The sequence below is a fragment of the Streptomyces sp. 2131.1 genome, from assembly GCF_900105515.1.
Classification (GTDB): domain Bacteria; phylum Actinomycetota; class Actinomycetes; order Streptomycetales; family Streptomycetaceae; genus Streptomyces; species Streptomyces drozdowiczii.
On sequence record NZ_FNSY01000001.1, the window covers coordinates 6,068,666 to 6,088,074 of the forward strand.

14 protein-coding genes and 5 pseudogenes are annotated in these 19,409 nt (G+C 71.2%); 7 read left to right on the plus strand and 12 right to left on the minus strand.

The window, feature by feature from the left end:
• The first annotated feature begins 33 nt into the window (after positions 1-33).
• Positions 34-1,365: an aminotransferase class I/II-fold pyridoxal phosphate-dependent enzyme gene (locus BLW14_RS27380; protein WP_093709806.1), complete on the plus strand. Its 1,332-nt coding sequence runs from the start codon at positions 34-36 to the stop codon at positions 1,363-1,365.
• 16 nt (positions 1,366-1,381) lie between these two features.
• Here BLW14_RS27380 and BLW14_RS27385 read toward each other — a convergent pair whose 3' ends face one another.
• Positions 1,382-2,368, minus strand: a complete 987-nt coding sequence (locus BLW14_RS27385) for a DMT family transporter (RefSeq protein ID WP_093709807.1) — start codon at positions 2,366-2,368, stop codon at positions 1,382-1,384.
• A 73-nt stretch (positions 2,369-2,441) separates the two neighbouring features.
• Between BLW14_RS27385 and BLW14_RS27390 the strand changes: the two genes are divergently transcribed.
• Entirely contained in the window at positions 2,442-3,356 is a 915-nt protein-coding gene (locus tag BLW14_RS27390) for a LysR family transcriptional regulator (protein ID WP_093709808.1), read from the plus strand.
• A gap of 64 nt (positions 3,357-3,420) precedes the next feature.
• Here the strand turns inward: BLW14_RS27390 and BLW14_RS27395 are convergent, their stop codons facing one another.
• From BLW14_RS27395 to BLW14_RS35305, 6 genes and pseudogenes are all read right to left on the minus strand, one after another.
• Positions 3,421-5,022 (minus strand): MDR family MFS transporter, encoded by a 1,602-nt coding sequence (locus tag BLW14_RS27395; RefSeq protein ID WP_093709809.1) that lies wholly within the window; start codon positions 5,020-5,022, stop codon positions 3,421-3,423.
• 106 nt (positions 5,023-5,128) lie between these two features.
• Positions 5,129-5,731 (minus strand): acyl-CoA-like ligand-binding transcription factor, encoded by a 603-nt coding sequence (locus tag BLW14_RS27400; protein ID WP_093709810.1) that lies wholly within the window; start codon positions 5,729-5,731, stop codon positions 5,129-5,131.
• 64 nt (positions 5,732-5,795) lie between these two features.
• Positions 5,796-6,764, minus strand: a complete 969-nt coding sequence (locus BLW14_RS27405; protein ID WP_093709811.1) for a DUF6215 domain-containing protein — start codon at positions 6,762-6,764, stop codon at positions 5,796-5,798.
• 146 nt (positions 6,765-6,910) lie between these two features.
• Positions 6,911-7,048 (minus strand): annotated as a pseudogene (locus BLW14_RS34615) (beta-galactosidase); the annotation flags it as partial.
• Positions 7,049-7,116: 68 nt separating this feature from the next.
• Entirely contained in the window at positions 7,117-7,227 is a 111-nt protein-coding gene (locus tag BLW14_RS35300; RefSeq protein ID WP_371128132.1) for an RICIN domain-containing protein, read from the minus strand.
• Between the two features lie 319 nt (positions 7,228-7,546).
• Positions 7,547-8,059, minus strand: a pseudogene (locus BLW14_RS35305) (cellulase family glycosylhydrolase); the annotation flags it as partial.
• Between BLW14_RS35305 and BLW14_RS35310 the strand changes: the two are divergent.
• Positions 8,001-8,180: pseudogene (locus BLW14_RS35310) on the plus strand (Tat pathway signal sequence domain protein); the annotation flags it as partial. The pseudogenes BLW14_RS35305 and BLW14_RS35310 overlap by 59 nt on opposite strands.
• A 153-nt stretch (positions 8,181-8,333) precedes the next feature.
• On the plus strand, positions 8,334-9,440 hold the full coding sequence (locus tag BLW14_RS27425; RefSeq protein ID WP_256332886.1) for an aldose epimerase family protein: 1,107 nt from the start codon (positions 8,334-8,336) through the stop codon (positions 9,438-9,440).
• 64 nt (positions 9,441-9,504) lie between these two features.
• On the opposite strand, the gene mmsB is transcribed toward BLW14_RS27425, so the two are convergent.
• The 3 genes from mmsB to chvE are packed head-to-tail and all read right to left on the minus strand — an operon-like array spanning position 9,505 to position 13,483.
• Complete coding sequence (gene mmsB, locus BLW14_RS27430; protein ID WP_093709814.1) at positions 9,505-10,752, minus strand: multiple monosaccharide ABC transporter permease; 1,248 nt, start codon at positions 10,750-10,752, stop codon at positions 9,505-9,507.
• A complete protein-coding gene (mmsA, locus tag BLW14_RS27435) occupies positions 10,749-12,320 on the minus strand; it encodes a multiple monosaccharide ABC transporter ATP-binding protein (RefSeq protein ID WP_093710859.1) in 1,572 nt (523 codons plus the stop codon). The genes mmsB and mmsA overlap by 4 nt, the downstream gene beginning before the upstream one ends.
• 47 nt (positions 12,321-12,367) lie before the next feature.
• Entirely contained in the window at positions 12,368-13,483 is a 1,116-nt protein-coding gene (gene chvE, locus BLW14_RS27440) for a multiple monosaccharide ABC transporter substrate-binding protein (protein ID WP_093709815.1), read from the minus strand.
• A gap of 312 nt (positions 13,484-13,795) precedes the next feature.
• Between chvE and araB the strand changes: the two genes are divergently transcribed.
• The 3 genes from araB (at position 13,796) to araD (ending at position 17,821) form a co-directional block, all read left to right on the plus strand.
• Positions 13,796-15,502 carry a ribulokinase gene (gene araB, locus BLW14_RS27445; RefSeq protein WP_093709816.1) on the plus strand — a complete coding sequence of 569 codons (1,707 nt, stop codon included), beginning with the start codon at positions 13,796-13,798 and terminating at the stop codon, positions 15,500-15,502.
• A 61-nt stretch (positions 15,503-15,563) separates the two neighbouring features.
• Positions 15,564-17,072 (plus strand): L-arabinose isomerase, encoded by a 1,509-nt coding sequence (gene araA, locus BLW14_RS27450; protein WP_093709817.1) that lies wholly within the window; start codon positions 15,564-15,566, stop codon positions 17,070-17,072.
• Positions 17,073-17,107: 35 nt separating this feature from the next.
• Positions 17,108-17,821, plus strand: coding sequence for an L-ribulose-5-phosphate 4-epimerase AraD (gene araD / locus BLW14_RS27455; RefSeq protein WP_177154113.1), 714 nt, complete (start codon positions 17,108-17,110; stop codon positions 17,819-17,821).
• Between the two features lie 62 nt (positions 17,822-17,883).
• On the opposite strand, the pseudogene BLW14_RS27460 reads toward araD, so the two are convergent.
• Both BLW14_RS27460 and BLW14_RS27465 read right to left on the minus strand, forming a co-directional pair.
• Positions 17,884-18,078 (minus strand): annotated as a pseudogene (locus BLW14_RS27460) (AbfB domain-containing protein); the annotation flags it as partial.
• A 190-nt stretch (positions 18,079-18,268) separates the two neighbouring features.
• Positions 18,269-19,114 (minus strand): annotated as a pseudogene (locus BLW14_RS27465) (family 43 glycosylhydrolase); the annotation flags it as partial.
• Positions 19,115-19,409: the final 295 nt, after the last annotated feature.

Sequence of the window (19,409 nt, forward strand, 5' to 3'; positions counted from 1 at the left end):
CGGACTCCATTGCACTAGTGCATACTGTCGTTTGTGCTAGGAGAGTATCGGATCAGTGGCCGGCGCGCACAGGAAATTGCCGCCAGCGTCGAGCGCGGGGTCGGTTCGGGAGAGCTGGCGCCGGGCGAAGTGCTGCCTCCCATGCGGGAGTTGGCCGTTCGGCTGGAGGTGAACCCCAACACCGTCGCGGCCGCCTACCGCATCCTGCGCGAGCGCGGGGTGATCGAGACCGCGGGCCGCCGGGGCAGCCGCATCAGGCCGCGCCCCGCGAGCACCGCGCGCGGTTCGATGCGGGTCGAGGCGCCGCCGGGCGTACGGGACCTGGGCGACGGCAGCCCGGACCCGGCGCTGCTGCCGCGCCTCGGCGAGGCCTTCGCGGCGGTCGCCGAGCGGTACGCGCGCGAGCCCGGCCTGTACGGGGAGGCCCCCGTCGACCCGGAGTTCGCCGCGCTGGCGCGCGCCGCCATGGACGCCGACGGGGTGCCCGCCGGGCCGGTGGCCGCGGCCTCGGGCTCGCTGGACGCGATCGAGCGCGTCTTCCTCGCCCATCTCAGGCCCGGTGACCTGGTCGCGGTCGAGGACCCCGGCTGGGGCGGGCTGCTCGACCTGGTGCCCGCCCTCGGCATGCGGCCGGTCTCCGTGGCGCTCGACGACGAGGGGCCGCTGCCCGACGCGCTGGAGGCGGCGCTCCTGGCGGGGGCTCGGGCCGTCGTCGTCACGGACCGGGCGCAGAACCCGACGGGCGCGGCCGTCTCCGAGGCACGCGCGGCGGAGCTGCGGGCCGTCCTCGCCGGGCACCGGGAGGTCCTGCTCATCGAGGACGACCACGGCCACGCCATCGTCGACCTGCCGGTGTACCCGCTGGCCGGGGTCACGGACCGCTGGGCGTTCGTCCGCTCGACGGCCAAGGCCTACGGGCCCGACCTGCGGGTCGCGGTGCTGACCGGGGACGCGGTGACCGTCGACCGGGTGTCCGGGCGGCAGCGGCTGGGGCCCGGCTGGGTGAGCCGGCTGCTCCAGCGGACCGTGGTGCACCTGTGGCGCACCGGCTCCGTGGACCCGCGTGAGGTGGCCCGGTCCTACGCCGGCCGCCGGGACGCCCTGGTGCGGGCGCTGGGGGAGCGGGGCGTCGGGGCGTACGGCCGCAGCGGGATGAACGTGTGGGTGCCGGTGAGCGACGAGACCGGGGCGGTGGCCGGGCTGTTGCAGGCGGGCTGGGCGGTGGCGCCCGGGGCCCGGTTCCGTATCGACGCGCCCCAGGCGATCCGGATCACGGTGTCCCCGCTCGCCGACGCCGACATCGGACCGCTGGCCGACGCGGTGGCCCGGGCGGCGGGTCCGGCGAGGCCGCTGAGCTACGGGTGAGGGCGGGCCGGACCGGTCACGCGCGCCGTCTGCTCTGGGTCAGGGCGGCGCCCGCCAGGACGATCAGCGCGCCGACCGGGGTGTTCCAGCTCAGCCGTTCGCCGAGCACGGCGACCCCGGCGGCGGTGGCGATGACCGGGATGAAGTAGGTGACCATCTGCGCGGTCGTCGGCCCGACCTCGTTGACCAGGCCGTACTGGAGCAGCACCGCGAGCCCCGTGCCCAGCGCCCCGAGCGCGACGACGGCCAGCGTGGGCAGAACGGGGAACCTGCCGGGGACGGTGGTGAACAGCGGAGTGACGACCGCGAGCTGCACGGTGCCCAGGAAGAGCTGGCTACCCGTGAGCGCGAGGGTCGAGGCGCCGCTGCCCGCCAGCGTGCGGCGCACGTAGATCCAGCCGACCGGGTAGCTGAGCGAGGCCAGCAGGGCCATGGCCGTACCGCTGAAGTCCAGGCCGGAGAAGCCCTGCCACGCGCCCAGCACCGTCAGGACGCCGAGGAAACCGAGCCCGAGTCCGGCGACGCGGCGCCGGGTCGGCCGGTCCTCCGAGAGGGCGACGAGCGAGAGCGCCATGCCCCACAGCGGCGAGGTCGCGTTGCAGATCCCCGCCAGTGTCGACGGGATGCTCAGCTCGGCGTAGGCGAACAGGGAGAACGGCAGGGCGTTGAGGAAGAACGCCGCCACGGCCAGATGGCCCCAGGTCCGCGCCGAGCGCGGCAGCCGCTCCCGCTTCACCACCATCACCACCGCCAGGACGGCGGTCCCCGACAGCAGCCGCCCGAGTGTCACCTGGAAGGGCGCGTAGGCGTCGGTCCCCACCTTGATCAACAGGAAGCTGAAGCCCCAGATGAGCGAGAGCGCCGCGAACCGCAGCCGCCAGTCGAGGGCCGGGCGGCGGGCGGCACCCGTGGCGGAAGCGGGGGCGGTGGCCGGAGCCTCGGGGGGTGCGGCCGGGGAGGCGGACGGCTCGGTGGCGGGTCTCGGTGCGGTCGGGGCGCTCATGAGGCCACGATGACCGCGTTCACCTCGTAGCACAAGTGAGATTTCGTGCGCTCGGTCGCGTAGCATCGCTTACATGTTGAACCTGGAGCGCCTGCGCACCCTGGATGCCCTGGCCAGGCTCGGTTCGGTCAGCGGCGCGGCCGAGGGGCTGCACGTCACGACGTCGGCCGTCTCGCAGCAGATGGCCAAGCTGGAGCGCGAGGTGGGCCAGCAGCTCCTCGCCAGGAACGGGCGCGGCGTGCGGCTCACCGACGCGGGGCGGCTGCTCGCCGACCACGCGGCGCGCATCCTCTCGCAAGTGGAGCTCGCCCAGTCCGACATCGAGGCCCAGCGCGGCGAGGTGGTGGGCGAGATCCGGCTCGGGGCGTTCCCGACGGCGGCGCGCGGCCTCTTCCCCGCGACGCTCCTGTCCCTGCGCGCCGGCCACCCCGAACTGCGGGTGCGCACGCTGGAGCTGGAGCCCGAGGCCGGCATCCGGGCGGTGCTCAGGGGCGACGTCGATCTGGCGGTGGTCCTCGACTGGAGCAACAAGCGGCTCCCGGTGCCCGGCGGACTGACCCGGGCCGAACTGCTCGACGACGCGCCGGACATCGCGATGCCCGCGTGCCATCCGCTCGCCGGCCGGTCCGAAGTGGACCTGGAGGAGTTCGCCGACGACGACTGGGTCTCCTGGCCCGAGGGCGAGTTCTGCTACGACTGGCTGATGTTCACGCTCCGCTCGAAGGGCATCGAACCCCGCATCGCGCACCTCGCGGGCGAGCACCACACCCAACTTGCCCTGATCGCGGCCGGGATGGGGGTGTGCGTGGCGCCCCGGCTCGGCCGGGGGCCGGTGCCCGACGGGGTGCGGCTGGTTCCCGTGCGCCAGAAGATGCGGCGGCACGTCCACGCGGTGTGGCGGACGGACGCGGACCGGCGGCCGTCGATCCGGGCGGCGGTCGCGGCCCTGCGCGAGGCGGGCCGGGAGCTGGACGAGCCCTTCGGGTGACTGGTGCGGGGGCTGGAACGCCGCTCCGGGGCCCGTCCGCCGTGGACGGGCCCCGGAGCGGGCGTCAGTGCGTGGGAGCCGCGGCGGGCTGAGCCGCCGCCGTCTCCTCCGCGAGGCGCTCCATGCCGCTCTGGGTGCGCAGCGGCTTCTCCTTGATGAACAGCACCGCGATCAGCGCCAGGAACGCGAAGGGGGCGCCGATCAGGAACACGTCGGCGGTGGCCACGCCGTACGCGTTCTCGACGATGACCCGGGCCGGCTCGGGAAGCTTGCTGAGCTCGGGGACACCGCCGCCGGTGCCGCCGCCGGCCGCACCGCCGAAGCCCTTCTCCAGCTCCTCGGCCACCCGGTGACCGAGGACGGCGCCGAGCGCGCTCGTACCGATGGCGCCGCCGAGGCTGCGGAAGAACGACAGGACCGAGGTGGCCGCGCCGAGTTCGGAGGCGGGGACGTCGTTCTGGGCGGCCAGCACGAGGTTCTGCATCAGCATGCCGACGCCGACGCCGAGGACCACCATGTAGACGCTGAGCAGGCCGAACGAGGAGTCGGCGCCGATCGTGGAGAGCAGTCCCATGCCCGCGGTCATGATGATGCCGCCCGCGATGAGGAAGCCCTTCCACTTGCCCCGGGCGGAGATGATCTGGCCGGCCACGGTCGTCGAGACCATCAGACCGAGGATCATCGGCAGGCTCATCAGGCCCGCGATCGTCGGGGACTTGCCCAGCGAGATCTGGAAGTACTGGGAGAGGAACACCGTGCCGCCGAACATGGCGACACCGACCAGCAGGCTCGCCACCGTCGTCAGCGCGACGGTGCGGTTGCGGAAGATGTCCAGCGGGATGATCGGCTCCGCGACCCGCGACTCGACCCACACCGCGGCGGCCAGGAGGACCACACCGGCGGAGACGAGTGCGGCGGTCTGCCAGGACGCCCAGTCGAAGCGGTTGCCCGCGAGGGTCACCCACAGCAGCAGCGAACTGACACCGCTCATGATCAGGACGGCGCCGACGTAGTCGATCCTCACCTCGCGGCGGATCGTGGGCAGCTTCAGGGTCAGCTGGAGCAGCACGATCGCGAGCAGCGCGAACGGTACGCCGATGAAGAAGCACCAGCGCCAGCCCAGCCAGGAGGTGTCCACCAGGACTCCGCCGATGAGCGGCCCGGCGACCGTGCCGACGGCGAAGACGGCGCCGAAGATGCCGGAGTAGCGGCCGAGTTCGCGCGGCGGGATGATCGCCGCCATCACGACCTGGGCGAGCGCGGTGAGACCGCCCGCGCCGATGCCCTGCACGACACGGCTGACGATGAGCAGCCCGACGCTGTGCGAGAAGCCCGCGACGAGCGAGCCGATGACGAACATCGACAGGGAGAGCTGGATGAGCAGCTTCTTGTCGTACAGGTCGGAGAGCTTCCCCCAGATCGGCACGGTCGCCGTCATGGCGAGGAGTTCGGCCGTGACGACCCACGTGTACGAGGACTGGGTGCCGTGCAGGTCGGCGATGATCCGGGGCAGGGCGTTGGAGACGACCGTGGAGGCCAGGATGGCCACGAACATGCCGGCCATCAGGCCCGACATGGCCTGGAGTATCTGGCGGCGCGTCATGCCGGACGCGGGCCCCTCGGTCGGACCGGCGGCGCCGGTTTCGGGTGTGACGGCAGCGGTCATCGGCTGACGTTCCTCATTCTCTGGTGACTGGCTCCGCGGTCGGTGGTGCCGCCGAGTGGTGGTGCGGGGTGGGGAGCGGGGCTCGGCGGGACGCGCCGGGCCCCGCTCAGGTCTTCAGGCCGGCGGCCAGCGACGCGAACGCCTCGCGGTACAGGCTCTGGAAGGTGCGGGTACGGCCCGTGGCCACCCAGACCTCGACCGCGGCCCGCACGGCGGCGACGGCCACGTGCGCTAGGAGCCGGGGATACAGGTCGGTGTCCGGGTCCCGGCCGAGGCGTTCGGCGACGACGGCGACCATGGCGGTCTCGTCGGCGCCCCGCGCGGCCAGGAAGTTCGGGAGCAGGGCCGGGCTCTTTTTCAGGACGGCCATCTGGAGCTCCCAGCGCTCGTGGTCCTCCTCGATGGAGGCGAGCTCCTGGGCGATGGCCTCGCTGAGGGCTTCGAGCGCGCTCAGGTGCTCCGGGGCGTTGAGCACGGCCCGGCGGGTCCGCTCGGCGTTCTCCTGGGCGGGGCGCGTGATCGCGTCCTCCAGGCACGGGAAGTAGTTGAAGAACGTGCGCACGGAGACGCCGACCGCGTCGGTGACCGCTTCCACGGTCACGTGCTCGAAGCCGCGGTCGGCGGCCATGCGCAGGGCCGCGCCGGCCAGGGCGTCACGCGTGGCGCGCTTCTTGCGTTCACGCAGCCCCAGGGGCGGATCGTCGCTCATGAAGGTGCATGCTATGCAATTTTGCAGGCTGGGCAAAATTCCGGAACGGTGCCTGCGGAAGGGCCTACCGGGAGGCCGGGAGCGTCGGGAGGATCTTCTCCACGATGCCGAGGATGACGTCGTCCCCGGGCAGGACCGCCCCGGACTCGCTCCACACGGTGAAGTCGAAGGTGCCGCCCGGGTCCTTCCGGTCGAGGGCCACGGTCAGCGTTCTCGCCAGGGGCCCTTCCATGGCGGGGCTGGTGGATCCTACGCCCCCGAAGCGGAACTGCATGAGGTGGTCCGAGGTGAAGACCGCTGGCCGGCCGAGGACCTTGCCCTCCCGGTGCTCCAGCGTCTGGGGCGCCAGCACCTTCGTGTAGAGGGCGATCGTCATGTGGTTGTACGTTGCCGAGAACTCCACGGTGTACGTGTCGAACTGGACCCGGGCCTCCGATTCGGGGACCTTGTCGGCGGTCAGGGACGCGGTGCCGCTGTTTCCGTACGCCACCAACGGTGTTTCACCGGGCGTGCCGAGGAGGGCCGCCAGGTCGGAGCGGTTGAGCGCCTTGCACAGGTCGCCGCCGGTGACCGCGCCCGGCGTCAGGGCGTACGCCTTCGGCAGCTTCTTCCCGGCGGCGTCGTCCGAGCAGGTGGCGGGCTGCCGTGAGGTGGCGGTGGCGTCCCCCGTGACGCGGGGAGCCAGCCACACCGCGCCCACGAGGGCCCCGACCAGGGCCAGGGCCAGGAAGACCTGCGCCGCGGTGTTGGGTTCCTTCTTCTGGGGCGCCGCCGGCCCGGCGCCGGGGCACGGCTGCGCCTGCGACGCCGGGCCGCCCGCCACCACCTTGCGGGCGTGCCAGGCATGGACCACCGTGCGGATGCGGTAGGCGGTGACGAGGAGGAGGGCCGCGCCGAGCCCCGCCATGATCCACCGGTTCTCGGGTTCGGTGACGGCGTTGAGCACCATGCCCGCGCCGAAGAGGGAACCGAAGAGGATCAAGAGAGGTTCGCGTACCCAGAAGGGAAGAACGCGGACGATGAGACCGAGCATCCGGTGATCTCAGCAGAGCGTGATCATTCCTGCTGTGACGGAGGCCATAATTCCGGGCAGGTTCGGACCTGGTGGTCGAATCGTGATCAGCCACCCGTCCGGCGCATCACGGCCACCCCTCTCGGCTTCAGCGTGAGGGCGCCCTGGTCGTTGGAGACGAAGTCGATCTCTTCCGCCCAGTCCGGGTAGTTCATGCCCCGGGTGGAGCCCATCACCATGAAGTTGGTGGTGACGGGGACGCCCGGTGAGAGCTCGCGCAGGATGTCCCGCTCGGCGCGCGGATGCACGGCCGGGCCCGGCCGGCGGGGCGCGGAGTAATCCGGTCCCGTCGGCCGGGCGGGCTGATGGGGCGTCAGGCAGTCAGCTTCCAGCGCTGGTTGTCCCTGCCCCAGCGGGAGTAGAGCTGGAGCTTCGAGGTGGCGCGGTCCACATCCAGGCAGAGTCCGGACTGCGCCCCGCGGATCGTGCCGTCGGAGTGGAACGTCCAGGCAGTCCTGGGTGCCGAGGCTGGTCAGGGCCGTGGTGGGCGAGCCGGAGCGGGTGCCCCAGGCGTACGCGAGGCGGTCGAGGCCCGTGGTGTTGTGGACGCGCAGGCGCGGGGCCGATGCGGTGCCCTCCAGGCGGTACAGCGCGTACCAGTCGTAGTCGGGCCGGTAGGTGTGCTTGCCGCCCAGGCCCGGCCAGTACACGCTGCCCTTGCCCAGCGAGTGGGCGATGTCGGTGGCGGCCCTCAGATACCGGACGAAGTTGTCCGTGCTCGCCGCGTCGTTGTAGTCGCGCCCGTCGTCCATCGGCGCGCCGAACTCGTCCAGCACCGTGCGCGCCCCGCAGGAGCCGATGCGGTTGTTGAACTCCGTGATCCACTCGTCGTACGTCTTGTACAGGTGCAGGGAGAGGCGCGTGCCCGTCAGGCGCTGGTCGGCGCAGACCGAGGTGACCTCGCCGTCGTAGCCGGAGCCGCTGACGACGATCCGGTCCCGGGGGACGGAGGGGTGGGCGGCGACCCAGGACGCGGCCACGTCGGCCCAGGCGGCGGCGGTGTAGCCGTGCGGCTCGTTCATGGGCTCGAAGTAGACGTGGGAGTCGGCGCCGTACTTTGCGACGACCGCGTTCCGCATCGCGTCGAGGGCCGCCGTGTTCACGACCATGCCGCCCGAGGAGGTCCCGTCCTCCCAGTAGGACAGGATGACGTCGAAGCCCAGGCCGGTCGCGGCGTCCACGGTGCCCGCGTAGGCGTCCTCGGGGGCGTGGCAGAAGACGGAGCTGCCCGTCGCGCCCAACTCCAGCCAGCGCACCAAGCTCGTCCTCGACAAGTACGACAACGCCTACAACGTGCTCTCCGTCATGTACCAGGAGAAGTCCACCGGCACCACACCGTCAGCCCTGCACGTGGTCGACTTCAAGCTGCCCGCCTGACGGGGGGCGCGTACGGCGGGGCCTGTCGATCACCGGATCGGGCGGGCCCCACCGTCTGTATATTGTTATCGCTCACGCAACTAACTCCCTCTTATAAGCAAGTCACTTGATGAGGGGTTGAGGGAGATTGAGTTAGCGCTCACAATGATAGGTGTGTATCAGTCCGAGAGAACTCCTCCGACCTCCTCCACGGCCCTCTTCGCCGGAGGCCCGCCCGTCTGCCGCCCCGACGCGTACTCCGGGCAGCGGTGGACCTTCGGCTTCCCCGGCGGGCTCGTGGCGGAGGTGCACACGCGCGGTGCCCGCCTCCACGGCCTCTGGGTGCCGGACCGGAACGGCGACATGGCCGACGTCGTCCTGGCGCCCGCCGACCCGGCCCAAACGGCCACCGCCGCCCGGTACTTCGGCGCCACCGTCGGCCGCTACGCCAACCGCATCGCGCGCGGCCGGTTCACCCTGGACGGCACGCCCCACCGGCTGACGACACAGGAGAACGGCCACTGCCTGCACGGCGGGACGGACGGGTTCGACAACAGGGTCTGGGAAGCCGAAAGCGTGCACACCCCCGACCGGACCGGGGTGCTCCTGCACCTCCGCAGCCCCGACGGCGACCAGGGCTTCCCCGGCAACCTGGACGTCACGGTGGGCATGCTCATCGGCCGGGGCGGCGACCTCACCTTCTCCTACGCGGCGTTCACCGACGCCGCCACCCCGGTCAGCCTGACCAACCACGCCTACTTCAACCTCGACGGCGAGGGCGTCGGTGACATCCTCGGCCACGAACTGGCCGTCGAGGCAACCCACTTCACGCCCGTCGGCCCGGACCTCATCCCGCGCGGCGACCATCTCCCCGTCACCGGCACACCGTTCGACCTGCGCAGGCCGCGCGTGATCGGCGAGGCGCTGACCCGGCCGGCTGAGCAACTCGACGTGACAGGCAACGGGTTCGACCACAACTTCGTACTGAAGGCGCGCCGGGACGACGAGCCGCGCACCGCCGCCGTCCTGTACGCCCCGGCCACGGGCCGCTCGCTGGAGGTGCTGACCACCGAACCCGGCCTCCAGGTCTACACCGGGGGACAGCTGGACGGAGCCGTCGTCGGCAAGGGTGGTACGCGCTACCGGGCGGGCGCCGGCATCGCGCTGGAGACCCAGCACTTCCCCGACTCGCCCAACCGCCCCGGCGACCCGTCCACCGTGCTGCGGCCCGGTGACGAGTACCGGTCGAGGACGGTCCTGCGGTTCGGCACCCGGGACTGAGGAGACATGGCTGTGCCCGCCGGTTCACCGAACCGGCGGGCACAGCCATGTCAGCAGCGGGTCGTCAGGCGCCCGCCCGCCGCTTGTTCCATACGTCGAAGCCGACCGCGGCCAGCAGCACCAGGCCCTTGATGACCTGCTGCCAGTCGGTGCCCACCCCGACCAGGTTCATGCCGTTGTTGAGCACACCGAGGACCAGGCCGCCGATGATGGCGCCCAGCACGGTGCCCACACCGCCGCTCATGGACGCGCCGCCGATGAACGCGGCGGCGATGGCCTCCAGTTCGAAGTTCACCCCCGCCTTCGGCGAGGCCGCGTTGAAGCGCGCAGCGAAGACGAGACCGGCCAGCGCGGCGAGCATCCCCATGTTGAGGAAGACCGCGAAGGTCACCTTCCGGTCCTTGACCCCGGACAACTTCGCGGCGGGCAGGTTGCCGCCGATCGCGTACACATGGCGCCCGATGACCGCGTTGCGCATCACGTAGCCGAAGCCGACCAGCAGCACGGCCAGGATGAGCAGGACCACGGGCGCGCCCTTGTAGCTGGCCAGCAGCAGCGTCGTGACGAGCACGGCGGCGACCAGGGCCGTCACCTTCAGCGCGAACAGGCCCGTGGGCAGGGTGTCCAGCGTGAACTCCCGTTGGCGCCGGCGGTCCCGCAGCTCCTGGAGCACGACGTACCCGGCCAGTCCGAGACCCAGCAGCAGGGTGATGTTGTGGTAGTTCGTCTCCGGCCCCACCTCGGGCAGGAAGCCGTTGGCGACCCGCTGCATGCCCTCCGGGAACGGACCGAGCGTCTGGCCCTTGAGGAAGATCTCCGTCAGCCCGCGGAACAGCAGCATCCCCGCGAGCGTCACGATGAACGACGGGATACCGACGTACGCGATGAAGAAACCCTGGAGCGCCCCGGCGACCGCCCCCAGCAGCAGCGTGAGGAGCACCGCGACCGGCCAGGCGAGATGGTGCTCGACCATCAGCACCGCCCCGACGCCCCCGACCAGGGCCATCAACGAGCCCACCGACAGGTCGATGTGCCCCGAGATGATGACGATCATCATGCCGATGGCGAGGATCAGGATGTAGCTGTTCTGCAGCACCAGGTTGGAGACGTTGCGCGGCAGCAGCAGGTCGCCTCCCGTCCAGATCTGGAACAGCAGCACGATCAGACCGAGCGCGAAGAGCATCCCGTACTGGCGCATGTTCCGCCGTACGCCGTCCAGGAGCACCCGGACCACCGGGGTTCCCGTCGGTGGTGCCCCGCCCTCGCCCGAGGGCGGAGTGGCCTTCGTGTGGGTGCTGACGTCGGTGCTCATGCGTGCTGTCCTTCGGTGGGGGCGGTGCCCGCGGTGGCCACCGGTGGTACGGGGGTGTCCTGGGTCATGTGCCGCATCAGGACTTCCTGGGTGGCGGCCTCGCGCGCGACCTCGCCGGTCAGCCGCCCGGCGGCCATGGTGTAGACGCGGTCGCACATGCCGAGCAGTTCGGGCAGCTCGGAGGAGATGAAGAGGATCGCCTTGCCCTCGGCGGCGAGCCGGTCGATCACGGTGTAGATCTCGAACTTGGCGCCCACGTCGACGCCGCGTGTGGGCTCGTCGAGGATGAGTACGTCGGGTCCGGTGAGGATCCACTTGCTGAGGACGACCTTCTGCTGGTTGCCGCCGGAGAGGCGGCCGACCGGTTCGAGGACGTTCGGCGTCTTGATGTTCATCGTCCGCCGGTACCGCTCGGCCACCTTGCGTTCCTCGTGGCCGTCGACGACTCCGCGCCGGGCGAGGTCGCCGAGCGAGGCGAGCGAGACGTTCCGGGCCACCGAGTCCCCGAGGTCGAGGCCGTAGTGCTTGCGGTCCTCGGTGACGTACGCGATGCCGTTCGCGACCGCCTCGGGGACCGTACGGGTGCGCACCTCGCGGCCGTCCTTGAGGACCGAGCCCCGCTCGTAGTGGCCGTAGGAGCGCCCGAAGACGCTCATCGCGAGTTCGGTCCGGCCGGCGCCCATCAGCCCGGCGATGCCGACGATCTCCCCGCGGCGGACCTGGAGCGAGACCCCGTCGACGACCCTGCGGCCGCGGTCGAGCGGGTGGCGCACCGTCCAGTCCCTGACCTCCAGGGCCGGGCGGGCGTCGGTCTCCCCGGTGTACGGCGTGCGGTCGGGGAAGCGGCTGTCGAGGTCCCGTCCCACCATGCCGCGGATGATGCGTTCCTCGGTGGTGCCCGGGTCGTTGACGTCCAGCGTCTCGATGGACCGCCCGTCGCGCAGGATGGTGACGGAGTCCGCGATCCGGGCGATCTCGTTCAGCTTGTGCGAGATGATGATCGAGGTGATGCCCTGGTCCTTCAGCTCCCGCATCAGCCGCAGCAGCTTGGCGCTGTCCTCGTCGTTGAGCGCCGCGGTGGGCTCGTCGAGGATCAGCAGCCGGACGTCCTTCGCCAGCGCCTTCGCGATCTCCACCAGCTGCTGCTTGCCCACCCCGATGTCGGCGACCCGGGTCTCCGGGTGGTCGTCGAGGCCGACGCGCTTGAGCAGCGCGGAGGCGCGGCGCAGCGACGCGCGCCAGTCGATGATCCCGCGCCGGGCCGGCTCGTTGCCGAGGAACACGTTCTCGGCGATCGACAGATGGGGGACCAGGGCGAGTTCCTGGTGGATGATGACGATGCCGCGCTGCTCGCTGGCCCGGATGTCCTTGAAGTGGCACGGTTCGCCGTCGAAGAGGATCTCGCCCTCGTACGAGCCGTGCGGGTGGACGCCGGAGAGCACCTTCATGAGCGTCGACTTGCCGGCGCCGTTCTCCCCGCACAGGGCGTGCACCTCGCCGCGCCGCACGGACAGGGTCACCTCGGAGAGCGCCTTGACGCCGGGGAACGTCTTGACGATGGAGCGCATTTCGAGGACCGGGCCGGGCGGGGCTGGGGACCCGGGCGCGGCGGAGGTCACCCGAGCTCCTTGGCGTTGATGTAGCCGGAGTCGACGAGGACCTTCCGGTAGTTCGACTTGTCGACGCTGACCGGGTTCAGCAGGTAGGCGGGCACGACCTTCTTGCCGTTGTTGTACGTCGAGTCGTCGTTGATCTCGGGCTTCTTGCCGTTCAGGACGGCGGTCACCATGTTGGCCGCGACCTCGGCCAGCGCGCGGGTGTCCTTGTAGACGGTCTGGGTCTGCTGGCCCGCGATGATCGACTTCACGGAGGCGACCTCCGCGTCCTGGCCGGTGACGACCGGCAGCGGCTTGGCCTTGCTCCCGTAGTCGTCGGACTTCAGCGCGGACAGGATGCCGATGGAGATCCCGTCGTACGGGGAGAGCACGGCGTCGACCCGTGCGGTGGAGTACGAGGAGGTCAGCAGGTCGTCCATGCGCTTCTGCGCGGTGCCGCCGTCCCAGCGGAGCGTGGTGACCTGGTTGAGCCGGGTCTGCTTGGAACGTACGACCAGCTGCTTCTTGTCGAAGTAGGGCTTCAGCACCTTCATGGCGCCGTTGAAGAAGTACTTCGTGTTGTTGTCGTCGTTGGACCCGGCGAACAGCTCGATGTTGAAGGGGCCCTTCTTCGCGCCGTCCTTCAGCCCCAGCTTGTCCACGATGTAGGTCGCCTGGAGCTCGCCGACCTTCTCGTTGTCGAAGGAGGCGTAGTAGTCGACGTGCGGGGAGCCCAGGATGAGCCGGTCGTACGAGATCACCGGGATGTCGGCGTCCGCCGCCTGCTGAAGGACGTTGGACAGGGCCTCGCCGTTGATGGCGGCCACGACCAGCGCGTCGACGCCCTGCGTGATCATGTTCTCGATCTGGGCGACCTGCTGGTCGGGGTCGTCCTCGCCGTACTGGAGCGTGGTGGCGAACCCGGCCTTCTTGAGGCTCGCCGTCATGTTCCTGCCGTCGGCGATCCACCGCTCGGAGGACTTGGTGGGCATGGCGATGCCGATGGTGACGTCCTTCTTGTCCTTCTTCTCCTGGCTTCCCCCTTCGCTGTCCTGTCCGCAGGCGGTGAGCAGCAGGGCGCAGCCGGTGGTCACCGCCACGAGGGCGGACGCGGCTCGGAAGTTCTTCTTGGGCATGACCTGGCAATCCCGTCGTCGCGGCGGCCTTGGTGGAGCTCGATTGTTAGCGCTCGCATCAGTGGGTTGCAAGGGGCGTCGACGTCTTTTCTTGCGCCGCCGCACGGCCGTAACCGGAGGAAAGGGAGGTAATCGTGGCGCACCTCGCACGTTCGACCTGTGGGTCGCGCTACGCGCGATGGCCGGTGGCGCCGCCGGGCCGGCCGGGAACGACAAAAGTGCACGCAACCCTTGCCTCCAGGGATTGTGAGCGCTAACAATCAACGGGGTTCCCTTGCTGCCCCGATCACCCCTGACGAGAGAGACCGCATCGTGACGCCACACGCCTCTTCCGACTCCGTCGACCCGCACCACCCCGAGGCCTGCACGGTCGGCGTGGACTTCGGCACCCTGTCCGGGCGCGCCGTGGTGGTCAGGGTCCGCGACGGCGCCGAACTCGGCTCGGCGGTCCACGACTACCGCCACGCCGTCATCGAGGACCGCCTCCCGCTCGCCGGCGTACCGCTGCCCCCCGACTGGGCGTTGCAGCACCCCGAGGACTGGCGCGACGTGCTCCGCACCGCGGTCCCGGCGGCAGTCACGGCCGCAGGCGTCGACCCGGCCCGCGTCATCGGCATCGCCACCGACTTCACCGCCTGCACCGTCCTGCCCACCACCGCCGAGGGCATTCCGCTCGCCCTGCTCCCCGAGTGGTCCGACCGCCCGCACGCCTGGCCGAAGCTGTGGAAGCACCACGCGGCCCAGGAGCAGGCCGACCGCATCAACGCCCTCGCGCACGACCGGGGCGAGAAGTGGATCAGCAGGTACGGCGGCCGGATCTCCTCCGAGTGGCAGTTCGCCAAGGCCCTCCAGGTGCTGGAGGAGGACCCCGAGGTCTACGCGGCCTGCGCACGCTGGATCGAGGCGGCCGACTGGATCGTCTGGCAGCTGACCGGCGCCGAGTCGCGCAACACCTGCACCGCCGGCTACAAGGGCATCCACCAGGACGGCGCCTACCCCTCGCCCGGCTACCTCGGCCGGCTCCACCCGGACTTCGCGGACTTCCCCGCCACCCGCCTGGAGCACCCGCTGTCGGCCCTGGGCTCGCGCGTCGGCGGCCTGAGCGGGCGCGCCGCCGCCTGGACCGGCCTGCCCGAGGGCATCGCCGTGGCCGCGGGCAACGTCGACGCGCACGTGGCCGCCCCCGCCGCCGGAGCCGTCGAGAACGGGCGGCTCCTCGCCATCATGGGCACCTCCACCTGCCACGTCCTCAACGGCGCCACCCTCGCCGACGTCCCCGGCATCTGCGGGGTCGTCGAGGGCGGCATCGTGGAGGGCGCCTACGGCTACGAGGCCGGGCAGAGCGCGGTCGGCGACATCTTCGCCTGGTGGCTCCGCCAGGGCGTGCCCGACGACTACCGCACCGAGGCCAGGGACGCCGGCGAGGACCTGCACCAGCTCCTGACCCGCAAGGCCACCGGCCGCCCGGTCGGGGCGCACGGACTGGTCGCCCTGGACTGGATGAACGGCAATCGCTCCACCCTCGTCGACCACCACCTCTCCGGCGTCATCGCGGGGCTCACCCTCGACACCCGCCCCGAGGACGTCTACCTGGCCCTGCTCGAATCAACCGCGTACGGCACCCGGGTCATCGTCGAGGCGTTCGAGGCCGGCGGGATTCCCGTGGAGGAGTTCATCGTCACCGGCGGGCTGAGGAAGAACGCCCTGCTCATGCAGATCTACGCCGACGTCCTGCGCCGCCCCGTCTCCCTCGGCACCTCCGAGCAGGGGCCCGCGCTCGGCTCGGCCATCCACGCCGCCGTGGCCGCGGGCGCGCACCCGGACGTCCGGACCGCCGCCGCCCGCATGGGGAGCGTCCGGCGGCACGCGTACACCCCCGACGCCGACCGGGCGGACGCCTACGACGCGCTGTTCGCCGAATACCGCGCCCTGCACGACCACTTCGGCACCGGCACGGACCTGCTCCTGCACCGGCTGCGGCGCATCCGCAACGCCGCGCGCACCGCGACGGCCGGCTGACCGTCAGGACACCCCCCGGGCCCAGACCTTTCCTTCCCGCACAACAAGGAGCACACCCGACATGACGCTCGCCCAGCCCGACCGCGAGATCTGGTTCCTCACCGGCAGCCAGTCCCTCTACGGGGACGAGACCCTGACCCAGGTCGCCGACCAGTCACGGGCCATCCACGACACCCTCGCGGACCAGCCGCAGATGACCGTGCGCCTCGTCTGGAAGCCGGTCCTCACCGACGCGGCCGCCATCCGCCGGGTCTGCCTGGAGGCGAACGCCGACGACCGCTGCGTAGGCCTCATCGCATGGATGCACACGTTCTCCCCGGCCAAGATGTGGATCTCCGGCCTCGACGCCCTGCGCAAACCGCTGCTGCACCTGCACACCCAGGCCAACCGTCAGCTGCCCTGGTCCACCATCGACATGGACTTCATGAACCTGAACCAGGCCGCCCACGGCGACCGCGAGTTCGGCTTCGTGCAGACCCGCCTCGGCGTCCCCCGCAAGACCGTCGCCGGCCACGTCACCACCCCCGAGGTCGTCGACCGCATCGCCGGCTGGGCACGAGCCGCCCTCGGCCGCGCCGAGCTGTCCGGCCTCAAGCTCGCCCGATTCGGCGACAACATGCGCGACGTCGCCGTCACCGAGGGCGACAAGGTCGAGGCCCAGCTGCGGTTCGGGGTCTCGGTCAACACCTACGGCGTCAACGACCTGGTCGCCGCGGTCGACACCGCCGACGAGGACACCGTCACCGCCCTCGTCAAGGAGTACCAGGACCTCTACGCCCTGGCCCCCGAACTGCGCCCCGGCGGCGAACGCCACGACTCCCTGCGCTACGCCGCCCGCATCGAGGCCGGGCTGCGCGCCTTCCTCACCGAGGGCGGCTTCCACGCCTTCACCACCAACTTCGAGGATCTCGGCGGACTGCGCCAGCTGCCCGGGCTCGCCGTGCAGCGCCTGATGGCCGACGGCTACGGCTTCGGCGGGGAGGGCGACTGGAAGACCTCGGTCCTGCTGCGCACCCTCAAGGCCATGGCACACGGGCTGCCGGGCGGCACCTCCTTCATGGAGGACTACACCTACGACCTGACGCCCGGCCAGGAACTCATCCTCGGCGCCCACATGCTGGAGGTGTGCCCCTCGCTCACCACGGCGGCCCCGTCCTGCGAGATCCACCCGCTCGGCATCGGCGGCCGGGAGGACCCGGTCCGGCTCGTCTTCGACGCGGCCCCCGGCCCCGCCGTCGTCATCGGGCTCGCCGACATGGGGGACCGGTTCCGCCTCGTCGCCAACCACATCGACGTCGTCACCCCGCCCGAGCCGCTGCCGAAGCTGCCCGTCGCCCGCGCCGTCTGGCGTCCCAGCCCCGACCTGCGTACCTCCACCGAGGCGTGGCTGACCGCGGGAGCACCGCACCACACCGTCCTGACCACCGCGCTCGGCGGCGAGGAGCTGGAGGACCTGGCGGAGATGCTGCGCACCGAACTCGTCGTCATCGACCAGGACACCACCATCCGCCGCTTCACCCGCGAACTGCGCTGGAACCAGGCCTACCACCGTCTGGCCCAGAGCCTGTGACCACCGCCGACACCCCCACCAGGACGGAGCCCACCGTGGCCGGGACCGTATCGAAAGAGCTGCGCCGGGAAGTGCTCGAAGCCAACCTCCGCATCCCCCGGGCCGGGCTCGCCACCCTCACCTGGGGCAACGTGAGCGGCGTCGACCGGGAGGCCGGGGTCTTCGTGATCAAGCCGTCGGGGGTCTCCTACGACGCGCTGGGTCCCGACGACCTCGTCGTCGTCTCACTGGCCGACGGGAGCGTCGTGGAGGGCCGGCTGCGTCCGTCCACCGACACCGAGACCCATCGCAGCCTCTACCTGGCGTTCCCCTCGATCGGCGGGGTGACCCACACCCACTCCACCCACGCCGTCGCCTTCGCCCAGGCCCGGCGCGCGATACCCGTGCTCGGCACGACCCACGCCGACACCTTCAACGGACCGGTCCCCGTCACGGCCGCCCTCACGCCCGAGCAGTGCGCCGAGGACTACGAGTACAACACCGGGCAGGTGATCGTGGACCTCCTGGAGGGCGACGACACCCGGGCGAGCGAGGTGCCCGGCGCCCTGGTCGCCCACCACGGCCCCTTCACCTGGGGCGCCGACGCCACCAAGTCCCTTGAGCACGCCATCATCTGCGAGGCCGTCGCGGAGATGGCCCTGCACACCATCGCCCTCGGCACGGTCGAACCCCCGCAGCACCTGCTGGACCGCCACTTCACCCGCAAGCACGGCCCGGGCGCCTACTACGGCAACCCCGGAGCCGCGTAACGCCGCACCGCACAACTCCCGTGCCCGGGCCCCGCACACCGTGTGCACGGCCCGGGCACCGGTCATTGCACGACGTCGAACGTGGCGTCGCCGTGCCCGGTGACGTCCGCGACGGGGTCGAGCCGCAGCTGGAACGCGTAGTGCCGGAGGTACCGCTCGGGTGCGTCGTACGACTGGAAGGACGACTGGGCGGTGTCGGCCAGCCCGGCGACCCGCCGGAACGTCGAGGACTGCGCGAAGGCGGCGGTGCCGTCGTTCAGGTACGCGCACGTTCATGGACGGACTCCTTTGCCGGATCGGCGGATGGTCCGCAGAGCAGGGCGGGGCGGCGGACCGGCGCGCTGTACGGCGCCGGTCCGGAGCTCGCGGATCTTTGGGGGCCTCGGGGGCCTCGGGGGCCTCGGGGGCCCAGAGCGTCGGCACGACCGGGTTGATGGAGCCGTCGGCGGCGAACGTCAGCCGGTCCAGAGCGACTTCACGGTTGGTCCCGTTGCCGGCCGGCACGGCGAAGCGGTGGTACGCGATGTACCAGGTGTCGGAGTCCGGTGCCTTGACGACGGAGTGGTGGCCGGTGCCCTTGATACCGTCCTCCAGCCGCTTGTGCAGGATGACGCCGCGCCGGGTGAACGGGCCGAGCGGGGACGTACCGGTGGCGTAGGCGACCTGGTAGTTCTCGTCCCGGGTGTCGTTCTCGGACCACATGAAGTAGTAGACGCCGTCGCGCTCGAACACGAACGACGCCTTGCGGTAGCCGCTGGGCGTGATCGTGCGCACGGCGGCCGGGTCGAACGAGGTCATGCCGGCGTTGAGCGGCACGACGTGGGCGGAGCCGTTGCCCCAGTAGAGGTAGGACCGCCCGTCGGTGTCGGTGAACACCATGGGGTCGATGGCCTGGCCCGCGTAGGAGCCGGACCTGATGAGCGGTTTGCCCGGCGCGTCGTGGAACGGGCCGGTGGGGGAGTCGGAGACGGCGACGCCGAGATGCTTCCCGGTGTCCGGTGGCGGCCCCACCGCTGAAGTACAGGTAGTAGCGGCCGTTCCTGGCCACCACGGCGGGCGCCAGGCCGAGTTGTCCGCCCAGGAGTTCTTGTCCTGGGTCCCGGAGGCCGACGTGACGGGGGCGATGCCGGCCAGGCCGTCGCCTGGCGGACGTACCGGCCCGGGAAGTTGAGCGACTCCAGCGAGTGGGCCCCGGTGGGCAGGGGCGGGGCGCGCCGCCCGGGCCGGTGAGGGCTGGAGGGTGGCGGCGAAGAGAGCCGGCAGAAGTGCGAGTACTCGTCCTCGGTGACGCATCGGTTCTCCTGATCTCGAAGGTGGGAGAGAGAACGCGTTCGATGGGATGCGAAAGCCGAGCTCACCAGCAGATCGTTAGCGATAACAGTTCTAGCAGGCGGAGATGTCCCCTGTGCCGGGTGGGCGTGGGGCATGGCGAGACCGGGGTGCGGCTGGCACCTCTTCCTTGCAACGCTGGGGAGGCGACGTGGAAGAGGGTTGGGGCGTGCGAGCCCGCCCAGGGGTGTACCCCGGGCCTCGGAGCCCCGTCAGTATGGAAGGATGTTCGCGCTCACATCAATACGCGCGGCACGGA

What these genes read in the sequence shown, in the direction of transcription:
- mmsB (WP_093709814.1), bottom strand. Translation starts at nt 10,752, where the DNA reads ATGAGCACCGACGTCAGCACCCACACGAAGGCCACTCCGCCCTCGGGC.
- BLW14_RS27390 (WP_093709808.1), top strand. Translation starts at nt 2,442, where the DNA reads ATGTTGAACCTGGAGCGCCTGCGCACCCTGGATGCCCTGGCCAGGCTC.
- araA (WP_093709817.1), top strand. Translation starts at nt 15,564, where the DNA reads ATGACGCTCGCCCAGCCCGACCGCGAGATCTGGTTCCTCACCGGCAGC.
- BLW14_RS27385 (WP_093709807.1), bottom strand. Translation starts at nt 2,368, where the DNA reads ATGAGCGCCCCGACCGCACCGAGACCCGCCACCGAGCCGTCCGCCTCC.
- mmsA (WP_093710859.1), bottom strand. Translation starts at nt 12,320, where the DNA reads ATGCGCTCCATCGTCAAGACGTTCCCCGGCGTCAAGGCGCTCTCCGAG.
- chvE (WP_093709815.1), bottom strand. Translation starts at nt 13,483, where the DNA reads ATGCCCAAGAAGAACTTCCGAGCCGCGTCCGCCCTCGTGGCGGTGACC.
- BLW14_RS27400 (WP_093709810.1), bottom strand. Translation starts at nt 5,731, where the DNA reads ATGAGCGACGATCCGCCCCTGGGGCTGCGTGAACGCAAGAAGCGCGCC.
- BLW14_RS27405 (WP_093709811.1), bottom strand. Translation starts at nt 6,764, where the DNA reads ATGCTCGGTCTCATCGTCCGCGTTCTTCCCTTCTGGGTACGCGAACCT.
- BLW14_RS27395 (WP_093709809.1), bottom strand. Translation starts at nt 5,022, where the DNA reads ATGACCGCTGCCGTCACACCCGAAACCGGCGCCGCCGGTCCGACCGAG.